The organism is Hasllibacter sp. MH4015 (genome assembly GCF_020177575.1).
In the GTDB taxonomy this organism is placed as follows: domain Bacteria; phylum Pseudomonadota; class Alphaproteobacteria; order Rhodobacterales; family Rhodobacteraceae; genus Gymnodinialimonas.
The window spans coordinates 2,861,109-2,873,543 of the sequence record NZ_JAHTBK010000001.1; the positions used below are offsets into that span (position 1 = coordinate 2,861,109).

The 12,435-nt window shown below is 65.9% G+C and carries 12 protein-coding genes; 8 read left to right on the forward strand and 4 right to left on the reverse strand.

Annotated elements, in window-relative coordinates:
* Positions 1–42: 42 nt before the first annotated feature.
* Positions 43–852, forward strand: a complete 810-nt coding sequence (locus KUW62_RS14590) for a protein-disulfide reductase DsbD domain-containing protein (protein ID WP_224816196.1) — start codon at positions 43–45, stop codon at positions 850–852.
* Between the two features lies 1 nt (position 853).
* Here KUW62_RS14590 and KUW62_RS14595 read toward each other — a convergent pair whose 3' ends face one another.
* The 4 genes from KUW62_RS14595 to KUW62_RS14610 form a co-directional block, all read right to left on the reverse strand.
* Positions 854–4,252 (reverse strand): efflux RND transporter permease subunit, encoded by a 3,399-nt coding sequence (locus KUW62_RS14595; protein ID WP_224816197.1) that lies wholly within the window; start codon positions 4,250–4,252, stop codon positions 854–856.
* A 1-nt stretch (position 4,253) separates the two neighbouring features.
* Complete coding sequence (locus KUW62_RS14600; RefSeq protein ID WP_224816198.1) at positions 4,254–5,711, reverse strand: efflux RND transporter periplasmic adaptor subunit; 1,458 nt, start codon at positions 5,709–5,711, stop codon at positions 4,254–4,256.
* Positions 5,712–5,797: 86 nt separating this feature from the next.
* Positions 5,798–6,340 carry a molybdenum cofactor biosynthesis protein B gene (gene moaB / locus KUW62_RS14605; protein WP_224816199.1) on the reverse strand — a complete coding sequence of 181 codons (543 nt, stop codon included), beginning with the start codon at positions 6,338–6,340 and terminating at the stop codon, positions 5,798–5,800.
* Positions 6,341–6,377: 37 nt separating this feature from the next.
* Complete coding sequence (locus KUW62_RS14610) at positions 6,378–7,160, reverse strand: uracil-DNA glycosylase family protein (protein ID WP_224816200.1); 783 nt, start codon at positions 7,158–7,160, stop codon at positions 6,378–6,380.
* A 146-nt stretch (positions 7,161–7,306) separates the two neighbouring features.
* On the opposite strand from KUW62_RS14610, the gene KUW62_RS14615 reads away from it, so the two are divergent.
* From KUW62_RS14615 to KUW62_RS14645, 7 genes are all read left to right on the forward strand, one after another.
* Positions 7,307–7,765: a hypothetical protein gene (locus tag KUW62_RS14615; protein WP_224816201.1), complete on the forward strand. Its 459-nt coding sequence runs from the start codon at positions 7,307–7,309 to the stop codon at positions 7,763–7,765.
* A gap of 55 nt (positions 7,766–7,820) precedes the next feature.
* Positions 7,821–8,765: an aspartate carbamoyltransferase catalytic subunit gene (locus KUW62_RS14620; protein ID WP_224816202.1), complete on the forward strand. Its 945-nt coding sequence runs from the start codon at positions 7,821–7,823 to the stop codon at positions 8,763–8,765.
* 66 nt (positions 8,766–8,831) lie between these two features.
* Positions 8,832–9,344: a hypothetical protein gene (locus KUW62_RS14625; protein ID WP_224816203.1), complete on the forward strand. Its 513-nt coding sequence runs from the start codon at positions 8,832–8,834 to the stop codon at positions 9,342–9,344.
* A 48-nt stretch (positions 9,345–9,392) separates the two neighbouring features.
* On the forward strand, positions 9,393–10,664 hold the full coding sequence (pyrC, locus tag KUW62_RS14630; RefSeq protein ID WP_224816204.1) for a dihydroorotase: 1,272 nt from the start codon (positions 9,393–9,395) through the stop codon (positions 10,662–10,664).
* Complete coding sequence (gene plsY / locus KUW62_RS14635) at positions 10,664–11,272, forward strand: glycerol-3-phosphate 1-O-acyltransferase PlsY (protein WP_224817126.1); 609 nt, start codon at positions 10,664–10,666, stop codon at positions 11,270–11,272. Before pyrC ends, plsY begins: the two co-directional genes overlap by 1 nt.
* Before the next feature lie 75 nt (positions 11,273–11,347).
* A complete protein-coding gene (locus tag KUW62_RS14640; protein WP_224816205.1) occupies positions 11,348–11,833 on the forward strand; it encodes a DUF805 domain-containing protein in 486 nt (161 codons plus the stop codon).
* 204 nt (positions 11,834–12,037) lie between these two features.
* Positions 12,038–12,403 (forward strand): DUF805 domain-containing protein, encoded by a 366-nt coding sequence (locus KUW62_RS14645; RefSeq protein WP_224816206.1) that lies wholly within the window; start codon positions 12,038–12,040, stop codon positions 12,401–12,403.
* Positions 12,404–12,435: the final 32 nt, after the last annotated feature.

The window sequence follows — 12,435 nt, forward strand, 5'->3', positions numbered from 1 at the left end:
CGTGACTTTTCATTTCGGGCGCAAATTTCTACCTCCATACGGATGACGTTTCTTGCCCGCACCCTTGGCACGTTGGCCCTTGGCCTTCTGACTGCCCTGCCCGCCTCGGCGCAGTTCTTTTCCGCCGACGAGGTGGTGGAGGTCAGCCTGATGCCCGGCTACCGGCTGGACGGCGACCGGCACATGGCGGCGATCCGTATCCGGCTGGCCCCGGGGTGGAAGACCTACTGGCGCGCGCCGGGTGAAGGGGGCGTGCCGACGATCCTGCGCCTGACCCAGGCCGAAGGCGTGTCGGGCATGGCCATCCACTGGCCCCGTCCGCAGGTCTTCTTCACCAACGGCCTGCGTTCCATCGGGTATGAGGGCGACGTGATCCTTCCCGTGGAATTCGCGATGTCCACCGATGGCACGGCGGAAGTGGCCGGGCATCTTGATTTGGGCGTATGTCAGGATGTCTGCATGCCGATCTCGGTCGACCTGGGCGGGCTTTTGCCCGCGCAGACGCTGCGCGACGGGGCCATTGCCGCCGCGCTGTCCGACCGTCCCCTCACGGCGGCGGAAGCCGGGGCAGGCCCCGTGACCTGCGCGGTGGAACCGATCAGTGACGGTCTGCGCGTCACCGTGCGCGCCCAGGTCCCCGATACCGGCAATGACGAGACGATGGTGGTCGAACACCGTGATCCGATGATCTGGGTGTCTGAAGCCGTGGGCCAGCGGCAGGGCGGCTGGTTGATTGCCGTGGCCGATGTGATCCCCGCAGACCATGGCCCGTTCGCGCTCAACCGGTCCGATCTGCGCATCACCGTGATCGGCTCCCGCCAAGCGGTGGAGCTGAACAGCTGCACCGGGTGATCTAGCCCGCCGACCGCGCCCGGCGTCCGCCACCCGTGGCCACCGCCACCGCGATGGCAACAAGCCACGCCAGCACACACAGCACCGCCGTCCCCACAAGGAACACACCCAAGGCCGCGGGCGCGCTGCTGCCCAACGCGGCGAATGGCCCCCACATCGCCCCGCCCGCGATCACCGCCCCAAGGGTCGCGGCAAAGATTGCGGCGCTGGCCAGGGTCAGCCCCAAAAGGCTCAGCGAGAAACCCGGGCGCAGGCCCATGCTGCCAAGGCCCCGGCGGAACCCGCGCATCTGCTGGCCGAAATCCTGCCCGATCGCCAGAAGCGCGGGCACGACCAGCAGAACGACCACCATGCCGAAGCCAAGTCCGTAGACCAGCGTGATCACCGTGGGCTTCAGGAACTGCGCATCCTGGGAGCTTTCGTAGAGAAGCGGCATCAGCCCCAGAACCGTCGTCAGTGTCGTCAGCAAGACGGGCCGCAAGCGGTCGCACGCCCCGTCCACGATGGCCGGGAAAAGGCCGCGCTGTTCCGAATACTCATCCACCGTCGTCACCAGAACGATGGAATCGTTGATGATGATCCCGGTCATGCCGATCAGGCCCACCACCGTGAACATGCTCAAGGGGACATCCCACGCGACATGGCCAAAGATCGTGCCCACCAGACCGAAGGGGATGATCGCCATCACCACCATCGGGCGCATCCAGCTTGCGAAAATCCACGCCAGCACAAGGTGTATGCCGACAAGGCATAACAGGAAGCCGGTCAGTGCTTCCGTCAGGAAGGCGCGCTCCTGTTCCGCCAATCCCGCAAGGCGCGTGGCGACGCCGAAATTCTCCTCGATCTGCGGAATGATGACGTCGCGCAATTCCTCCATCACCAATTCCGCGCGGGCCGGATCATCCTCGCTCAGATCGCCGGACAAGGTGATCAGCCGCACCCCATTTTCCCGCTGGATGGAGGAGAATCCCTGCCGGGACGTCACCGTCACGATATCGGCCAGCGGCACATATTGCCCGCTCTCGGCGCGCAGCAATGTCCGGTCGAGGAAATCGGCCGTCAGCTCGCCCTCGGGCAATTCCACGCGGATCGCCGCGGTGCGTGCGCCATCGGGATAGGTCGCCGCCTCGATCCCGCCCAGCCGGTCACGCAAGGTCCGCCCAAGCTCCGAGATACCGAACCCCAGCGCTTCGCCCTGCGGCGTCAGCTCCAAGCTCAACTCCTCCCGGTCATAGGCCATGCTGTCTTCAAGGCCGGTCACTTCGGGATAGACGACCAACGCGGCCTGCAAGGCCTCCGACGCGGCTTTCAGCGTTTCGGTATCGGCGCCGAAGATCTGTACGTCGATCGCGTCACCCCCCGGCCCGCCGCGCCAGCCGCGGAACGACAACGCCTCGGTCAGCGGCAATTGCCGCACCTCGTCTTGCAGGGCGGAGGCGAAGGCAAAGCTGGAATAGGGCCGCAAATCCGCGCTGATCAACTCAATATCGAGCGAGCCCAGAAGATCGGTGTCCTTGTTATCGGTTCCACTCAGGCCGCGTCCCGTCGTGCCGCCGACCTGCGCCAGCGCATAGGCCAGCGGGTTCACCCCGTGCTCCTCCTCGAATTGTGCGGCCACGGCCTCCGCCGCGCGTTGCAGCTCGGCCATCTGCACCAGCGTATCGGCACGCGTCGCCCCGTCGACCATGGCGAAATTGCCCGTGACTGACCCCGTCTCAGGCGCGTTGAAGAAGCGGAAGATCACATCGCCCCGGATGAATTGCGCCGTCTGCGTCGACAGGATCACGATCACCGCGGCAATCACCGGATATCTCGCCCAGACCACGAAGCGCATCAACGGGCGGAACAACCGCTCCTTCACCCAATCGAAGCCCTTGTTCACCACGCGGCTCGGCAGGTCGTACCAATGGGTCTTGGCGGAGTGGGCCAGCGCATGGGCCATGTGGTTGGGCAGGATCAGGAAGCACTCCACCAATGACGCGACCAGCACAACGATCACGGTGAACGGAATATCCGCAATCAGGTCCCCGAACCGCCCCCCGATGGCCACAAGACCCGTGAAGGCAAGGATCGTGGTGATCGTGGCGCTGAAAACGGGGGCCGCCATGCGCCGCGCGGCGTTTTCGGCGGCGATCACCGGGGGCTCGCCCAAGGTCCGCGCGCGGTAATCGGCATGTTCGCCAACCACAATCGCATCGTCCACCACGATCCCCAGCGTGATGATCAGCGCGAAGAGAGAGATCATGTTGATCGTGATCCCGGCCACGAACATCAGCGCAATCGCCGCCGTCATGGCCACCGGAATGCCCATCGCCACCCAGAACGCCGTGCGCGCATTAAGGAACAGGAACAGCAGCGCCACGACCAGCCCGAGGCCCAGAAGCGCATTGTCGAGAAGGATGTTGAGGCGGCCCGAAATCGCCTCCGCCCGCGTATTGATAAGGTCGATGGTGGTGCCTTCCGGCAGCGTAACCTCAAGGGCCTCCGTCACCCGCTCCACCGCCGCTTGCATGGCGATGGCGTCACCTTCTTCGGTGCGGTCGACGCGGATCGCGATGGCCGGGTCGTCGCCGACGAAATACGCACGCTCCCGGTCGATCCCATTCACCTCGATCCGGGCAATGTCGCCGACGGTCAGGGCCGATCCGTCGGCATTGATCCTCAGGGTCAGGGCGGAAATCGCCTCGGCCGAGCGGGCCTCCGACCCCGTCCTGATCCGTGCATTGGCCGCATCCACGTCGCCCGCGGGTGCCGTCACCGCCGCCGCCCCGATTACCGCTGCGATCTCGGACATGGAGATGTCGTAGCGGATCAGATTGGCGGAGGGGACTTCGACAATCGTCTCGGGCGCCGCCACACCCCGGATCGTCGTGTTCGTCACCCCCACGTCGAAGAGCCGCGCGACCAACTCGTCGGCGAACCGACCCAATTGTTCCGGGGCCACGGGGCCGGTGATCACCACATCCGTCACGCGGTCGAACCAATTGCCGCGCCGGACCTGTCCTTCCTCGGCGTCGTCCGGCAGGTCGGTGATCGTGTCTAGGGCGGCCTGCACATCGTCGGCGGCGCGGTCCATGTCCCAGCTCGGCTCGAATTCCAGCCCGATATAGGCGCGCCCTTCGTTCGACACGGCCTCAGAGGAGGTCACACCGGGCACCGCCAGAAGCGTCGGTTCCACGATGGCGACGATGCCGATATCGACATCCTCCGCACCCGCCCCGTCCCAGACGAAGCGCAATTCCACCGTGTCGGAGACGACGTCGGGGAAGAATTGCGCCCGCATCTGCGGGAACGCCGCCAGCCCCGCCACCACCATCATCACCAGAAGCAGGTTCGCCGCCGTGCGGTGGCGCGTGAAGTAGCTCAGGATACCGCTGGCGGGACCGGGCAGGCTGCGCATCTCAGCTGCCCATCCGCGCTTCGAGGCGGTTGACCATGCGCAGGGGGACTTCTTCCTCGTTCAGCTGCCGCAGCAGCCGCTCGCGAACATCGGACGGGATGAAATTGTTACCCTCCACGAACGCGATCAGCCGCGCGCGGCGGTCGGGATCAAGGGCGATCGTATCGGGTTCTTCGGGCGCGTCGGCGGCTTCGGGGCGGATCGGGTTGATGCGGATACCGTCCCCCAGAACCGGCGTCCGGGTCAGCACCACGTCGCGCCCGTTCAGGCCTGGCCCGCGGATCAGGACGTCATCGCCCTGTCGGCGCAGCAGCTCGACCTCTACCGCCTCCAGCACGTTGTCTTCCCCTAGGGCAAGCACTTGACCGTCCGATCCCAGGGCCGTCGCCGGAATGCGCGCCACGCCCGTCAGGGGCGCTTCCTCCACCTCCACGCGGACGAAATCGCCCACGCGCAGGCCCCGGAACGTGTCGATCCGCGCGAACAGCAGGCGGCCCGATTGCCCCTCCTCCACCGCGCCGCTTTCGCGGGTTAGGGTCGCCTCCGCCTGCACGTCAAGGCCGAAGACATCCAGAACCACCTGCACCGGCAGGCGCGGCAGCGTGCCGTCCTCGTCTAAAAGGCGGATGTATTGGGCGGTGGAGATGCGGAACGCCACTTCCAGCGCATCGGCGTCGATCAGGGCGGCAAGGCGCTCGTTGCGGTTCAGCAGGCGACCGGCGGCCACGTCCACATCGGTCAGCACCCCGTCGAATTCGGCGCGTAACTCCGTCTGGGCAAGCCGTCGCTCCGCCTCGGCCAGCGCGATGCGGCGACGTTCCAGTGCCGTGCCGGCACTGTCTACCCGCGCCTCGGCTTGGGCCAGCGCGCGGCGTTGCGCCAGGATTTGCTGGTTCGCCGTCGCCTCGGCCAGTTCCGCCGTCTCCACGGCAGCGGTCGATCCGACGCCGCGCTCCGCCAGGTCCTGCGCCCTGTCCAGTGCGCGGGCGCGCAACTCCGCCTGCATCCGGGCGGCGTCGACTTCTTCCTCGGCCAGTTCAAGTGCCCGGGTGGCCTCCGCCAATTCGTTCTCCGCATCCCGCAGATCGGCCGCCGCCGTGTCGCGTGCCGATTGCGCCTCCGCCGGGTCGATACGCAGCAAAAGCTCGCCCGCCTCCACCGCGCCGCCCTCCTCGAAGACCTCCGCCAATTCCACGACCGTCCCCTCCGCCGGGGCGCGCAATTCAAGCGTCCGGCGGGACCGGATTTCGCCAAATGCCGTCAGAACCGGCGTTTCCTGACCGAAGACCAAGGGCGCAACTTCGGCGGCGAACACACGCTCGCGCCCCTGCGCGGGGCGGCCTTCATCGGCCCACCGCGCCTGCAACGCGCCGTAGGTCGTGTATCCGGCAAGCGCAAGCAGCCCGACAGTCGCGGCTGTCAGGAACAATCCGATCAATGCGCGGCCTAAGAACCTCATGGAATGTTCCCGGGTAAAGAAGCGTTCAACGTTATGTAGCGGTGTGGCCCGAAACGTCCAAGTCGGGGGTTACACGAAGCCGTGGGTCATTTCCGTCGCTTGTGCTCATCGAGCCGGGGCAGGATTTCCACGAAATTGCAGGGCCGGTGCCGGTAGTCGAGCTGGTAGACCAGGATTTCGTCCCAGGCATCCCGGCACGCCCCCGACGATCCGGGCAGCGCGAAAAGGTACGTTCCGTTGGCAACGCCCCCCGTCGCACGCGATTGCACGGCGGAGGTGCCAATCTTGGCCATGGAGACGTGGGTGAAGACGGTGCTGAAGGCCTCGATCTCCTTCTCGTAGACGTCGCGATGCGCCTCCACCGTCACATCGCGGCCGGTCAGCCCCGTGCCGCCCGTGGTGAGGATCACGTCAATCTCCGGGTCGGCACACCACCCGCGCAATTGATCTACGATTGATATACGGTCATCGGGCAGAATGTGACGCGCGGCGAGTGTGTGGCCCGCCTCCGTCAGACGCTGCACCAACGTATCGCCGGACGTATCCTCCGCCAGGGTGCGCGTGTCGCTCACGGCCAGCACGGCAATGCGGATCGGGATGAAATCCCGGGTCTCGTCGATGCGGCTCATTCGCGGCCCTCCCGGCGATCGTTGACCGTGACCCGCTTCACCGCAAACGCCCCTTGATCGCAAGCAGATCGGCCCACGCCTCCCGCTTCGCCGCCGGGTTTCGCAGAAGGTAAGCAGGGTGGAACATCGGCATGGCGGGCTTGCCCAGCACATCCTCCCAGTTCCCCCGCATCCGCGTGATCCCGCGCCTGCCCAGAAGGCCCGCGCAGGCGTGATTGCCCATCAGCACGACCACATCCGGCTCTGCCAGCTCAATATGCCGCCGCGTGAACGGCCCCATCATCGCCAGCTCCTCCGGCTTGGGGTCGCGGTTCTGCGGCGGACGCCACGGCAGCATGTTGGTGATGTAGAGGCCCCCATCCCCGTCCACGTTCCGGTCAAGCCCGATCGCCGCGAACATCTTGTCGAGCAATTGGCCCGCGCGGCCCACGAACGGCTTGCCCTGCTGATCCTCGTCCCGGCCCGGCGCCTCCCCCACGACCATCACGCGGGCGCTGGGATGCCCGTCGCTGAACACGAAGTTCCGCGCCCCGCGCTTCAGGTCGCAATGCTCGAACCCCTCCATCGCGGCGCGCAACGTCTCCAGTGATCCGGCGCTTTCGGCCAGTTGGCGGGCGATCGTCACCTTGTCCACCTCTGGCGTGGCGGGTGTGACAGGGGCGGACACGGTGACAGGCGCGGGCGCCGGTTTTGTCACCGGCACCGGCGCAGGCAAATCGAAACGGTCGACCGGCAGGTCCAGGATCGCCTCGTCAGCGCCCAGTTCCACTTGCCAGTCGAGCGCCGCCAGGGCGTCCCAATATCCCAGTGAGTCTTCCATCATCGTCAAGCTAGGCGGGATTGCCCGGGGCCGAAAGGCCCCGCATATGCCAAAGGGCGCGGCGTGCGGATCACACTGGGCCGCCGGGTCCCTTCTAAAACCAGCTTTGCCTTGCCCGCGTGACGCCGCCCTGCCACGCAAGCAGAATGCAAACCGCCCGTGTCCTGACCGTTTCCGCCACCTATTCGCGCGACCCCGGCACCGTGTTCGCCGAAGCGATCGACTTTGACGCGATGGTTGATGCCACCAAGGGCCTTGCGACCTACAAAGGCCTGCCCGCTGGCAGCTTCGAGGAGGGCAAGACCTACGAGACCTATGTGACGGTCTGGGGTTGGATGCATAACCCGCATTACCGCATCCATGTGGAGCGGCTGGATCACGATGCGCGCCTGGTGCAAAGCCGCGAACAGGGGCGCGCGATCCGGCAATGGGACCACACGCTGACGGTGGAGGATCACCCGACCGGCAGCATCTGGACCGACCGGATCGTGATAGATAGCGGGCTTCTGACCGGCTACATGGTCCGCGTCGGGCGCTACCTCTACCAATATCGGCACCGCAATCGTGATGCCGTGGCGATCACGGCCAGCATCACGCGCCCCTGACCTTGCCGCGCGCCCGTCCCCGCCCCTATAACCGCCCAAATCGCGGGAGGGTTTGATGGCATTCGACAAAGCGCATCTTCTGGGGATCGAGGAGCTGTCCCCGGTTGAGATCACCGCCCTTCTGGACCGCGCCGATATCCATGCCGAGGCCGAGCGCGGAAGCCGCGACCATGGCAGCCCGCTCAAGGGCCTGACACTCATCAACATGTTCTTCGAGAATTCGACCCGCACCCAGGCGAGTTTCGAGATCGCGGGCAAACGCCTTGGCGCGGACGTGATGAACATGGCGATGCAGACGTCTTCGGTGAAGAAGGGGGAATCGCTGATCGACACGGCGCTGACGCTCAACGCCATGCACCCGGACCTTCTGGTGGTCCGCCACCCCCATTCCGGCGCGGTCAAGTTGTTGGCCGACAAGGTGAATTGCGCGGTCCTGAATGCCGGCGACGGGCGGCACGAACACCCCACGCAGGCGCTTCTGGACGCGCTCACGATCCGCCGCGCCAAGGGGCGGCTCCACCGGCTCAACATCGCGATCTGTGGCGACATCGCCCATTCCCGCGTCGCGCGGTCGAACATTCACCTTCTGGGCAAAATGGAAAACCGTATTCGCCTGATCGGCCCGCCGACACTGATGCCCTCGGGCGTTGCGGATTGGGGCGTGGAGGTGTTCGAGGATATGGAGGAGGGCCTGCAAGGCTGCGACGTGGTCATGATGCTGCGCCTGCAACGCGAACGCATGGACGGCGCGTTCATCCCGTCGGAACGGGAATACTACCACCGCTTCGGGCTCGATGCCGCGAAGCTTTCCGCCGCCAAGGACGACGCGATCATCATGCATCCCGGCCCGATGAACCGCGGGGTGGAGATCGACGGCGTGCTGGCCGACGACATCAACCGGTCCGTCATTCAGGAACAGGTGGAGATGGGCGTCGCGGTGCGCATGGCCGCGATGGAGCTTCTGGCGGAGAACCTGCGGGAAAGGCGTGCGGCGGCGTGAAGGAACCGTTTTGAAGTCTGAAAACTTGGTCCACAAAGCCATCGAAATGAAAGTTCACCTCAGCCCATGACCCAACTCCACATCTTCGCCCTCAACGAACCCACCACAATCTCCCACACGGACCTCACCCGCCAGAAGGGGGAGGTTCCGGACCTGCCGCCACTCGCCCAATGGCTCGGGCTGGACGCGCTCGACACTGATCGGATCGAGCTTTTCCCGGTCTCCGACCTCGGCGGCATGGCCCTTTCCGACTACATCCAACTGGCCTTCACGCCCGACCCCGCCATTCCGCTCGACACGCAATCGCGGCTCAATGCGCTGAGTGGGGCGGTGCTTCTGGTCCCCGACGCCGCCATGACCGGCACCCCGACGCCCTCGTCCCACGTCACCGAAATCGCGACCATCCCGCTGGCGCAGGCCGATCATACCGCGCGCTTGCCCAAGGCGGATGCAACACCGACGGAGACGTCACCGCCTCCCGCCGCGCAGGACCGCGAGCGCACGCCGCCGATCGCGCTCTACGCCTTCCTCGGGATGCTCGTCTTTGCCGTTCTCGTGTTGTTCATCGGGTGGTCCTGACCCACTGACCCCTTGATATTTCCGGGCGACCGAGACAGGGGTTGAGCCATGACGAACACGCTTCTGCACAATGCGCGCTTGATCGACCCCGAAGCCGGGACCGAGGCGCTTGGCTGGGTCCGGATCGAAGGCGGCCTGATCGCGGAAGTGGGGGACGGTCCCCGTGCGGGCGGCGTGGATTGCGGGGGGGCCTGCCTTGCACCGGGCATCGTCGATGTGGGCGTCAAGGTGGGGGAGCCGGGCGAGCGCCACAAGGAAAGCTTCCGGACCGCAGGGCTGGCGGCGGCGGCGGGCGGTGTGACGACGATCATTACTCGGCCCGATACGACCACCGCGATCGACACGCCGGAAGTCCTCGAATTCGCAATCCGCCGCGCGCGGGACGAGGCGCGGGTGAACGTGGCCCCCATGGCCGCCCTGACCCGCGACCGTGCGGGGCGCGAAATGGTGGAGATCGGGTTTCTGCGCGATGCGGGCGCGGTGGCGTTTTCTGACGGCGATAACGTGTTGTCGAACGCCAAGGTCCTGTCCCGCTGCATGACCTATGCCCGTTCGCTTGACGCCCTGATCGTGGGCCATCCACAGGACCCGGTGTTGAGCGACGGGGCCGCCGTAACGTCCGGCAAATTCGCCGCGCTGAAGGGCCTGCCCGCCGTGTCACCAATGGCCGAGCGGATGGGGCTGGAACGGGACCTTGCGCTGGTGGAGATGACGGGCGTGTCCTACCACGCCGACCAGCTATCCACCGCCGTCGCCCTGCCCGCGCTGAAGCGCGCCAAGGCCGCCGGGCTGGACGTGTCGGCGGGCGTGTCGATCCATCACCTGACGCTCAACGAATTCGACGTGAGCGATTACCGCACGTTCTTCAAGCTCAAGCCGCCGCTGCGCTCCGAAACCGACCGGCTGGAGATGATCGAGGCCGTGCGCGATGGCACGATCGACATCATCTGCTCCATGCACACGCCGCAGGACGAGGAAAGCAAACGCCTGCCGTTCGAGGCCGCGGCCAGCGGGGCCGTTGGGTTGGAGACGCTTCTTCCCGCGGCCTTGCGCCTCTACCACGCGGGCCAACTGAGCCTGCCGGAGTTGTTTCGCGCCATGTCCCTCAACCCCGCGCGGCGCTTCGGCCAGGGGTCGGGTCGCCTTGCCCAGGGTGCGCCTGCGGACCTCGTGCTGTTCGATCCCGATGCGCCCTTCATCCTGGACCGCGCGAAACTACAATCGAAGTCGAAGAACACACCGTTCGACGAGGCGCGGATGCAGGGCCGGGTTTTGGGCACCTGGGTCGGCGGCGCGCGCATATTCGGCGGTGCATCGTGATCCCGGTGATCGAAACCGCCGCGCCCCTTCTCGTGGCAACGGCGCTGTCGGCCTACGCGCTTGGGTCAGTGCCCTTTGGCCTTGTCATGGCGCGCCTGTTCGGCTTGGGCGACCTGCGGCAGGTGGGGTCCGGCAATATCGGGGCGACGAATGTCCTGCGCACCGGCAACAGGCTTGCGGCCTTCCTGACGCTTGTTCTGGATGCCGGGAAAGGTGCGATTGCCGTTCTGGTTGCGCGCTGGCTGCTGGCCGAAGATGCCGCGCAGATTGCCGGGGTCGCGGCGTTTCTGGGCCATTGCTACCCCATCTATCTGAGGTTCCGGGGCGGCAAGGGTGTGGCGACATTCCTCGGGACGCTTCTGGCATTGGCTTGGCCCGTGGGCATGGCGGCCTGCGCGATTTGGGCCGTGACGGCGGGCCTGTTCCGCATCTCGTCCCTCGCGGCGCTGGTGGCGGCGATCCTGAGCCCGGTTGCGGCCATCGTTCTCGGCCGCCCCGAGACCGCGATCTTCTGCATCGCGCTCGCGATCGTCATCCTCGCGCGCCACCGTACCAACATCGCACGGCTGATGCAGGGCGATGAGCCGCGGATCGGCAAGAAGAGCTGATAATCTCGGCAAAGAGCCAAAGTTCTGCCGCGTTCACCTGATGAAACTGGGGGCCGATTTGAACAAGGGTTCGCAATGCCCCCGGGTCAGGCGCTGACGCGCAACATCTCTTTCATGTTCACCAGTCGCGGGCGCACCGGGCGGGCGGAGTTCTGGTGGTTCGCGGCGGCCATTGCGCTGGGATTTGCATGCTGCGTTAGGATGCCGCTCTGGATGGAAGACTATGCCGATGCCTTTCCGCAGGATTACCTGATCCTGCGCGTCGTGGCCGCGGGCGTGTTGAGTATCGCTCTTCTGACCGCGTGTTGCCGCCGCCTCCATGACAGCGGGCATCGCACCGGATGGATCCTGCTGGTGCTGGTGCCGGTTATCGGCTGGCTGGCGCTTGTGGCGCTTTTGCTGATGCGGGGGACCCATGGGCCCAATCAGCACGGGGACGATCCCGCCCCCTGGCGAGGTGTGCCGCGCGGCGATCACCCGGCGCTGGAGGAGGCCGCCGATGCGGAGCGCAGGCGCGTCAGCGACGTGCAGCGGTATTACCGCGAAATGGTGCGAAAATAGGCATCCGGGCGCGCCGTTCGTGCCGTGTTGCGCAAGGGGATCACACCAACCGGAGGGTTTCCTTACCCGCGCGTTAATTTCGTTGATTTCGCAAGGACCTCACGCAATTGTGTCGCCGAACGGAGGCACCGGGCGCCCTTTCGCGCCGTTTGACGTGCCGCCGTCGAAGCAAAGAGAAGACCGGACCCTGAAAGGACATTATCCATGGATTTTATGACGGCTGTTAAGCATGTCTTTGCGAATTACGCCAACTTCTCCGGACGCGCGCGCCGCTCGGAATACTGGTGGTTCTACCTCTTCAACATCATCGTCAATGTCGTGGCGTCCGTCGTCGACGGGGCCATCGGAATGCCGATCGTGTCCATCGTCGCCTTCCTTGCCCTGATCGTACCCGGTATCGCCGTGGCCGTGCGCCGGATGCATGACGTGGGCCGGTCCGGCTGGTGGCTGCTGATCCTGTTCGTGCCGCTCGTCGGTATCATCCTCGTCATCTACTGGTTCGTCCAGCGTGGCACGGTTGGACCGAACGAATACGGCGCTGATCCCTACGACGCGGCCCCCGCCGTCTGAGCCATCGCCGACAGCACGACACCTTGAACGAC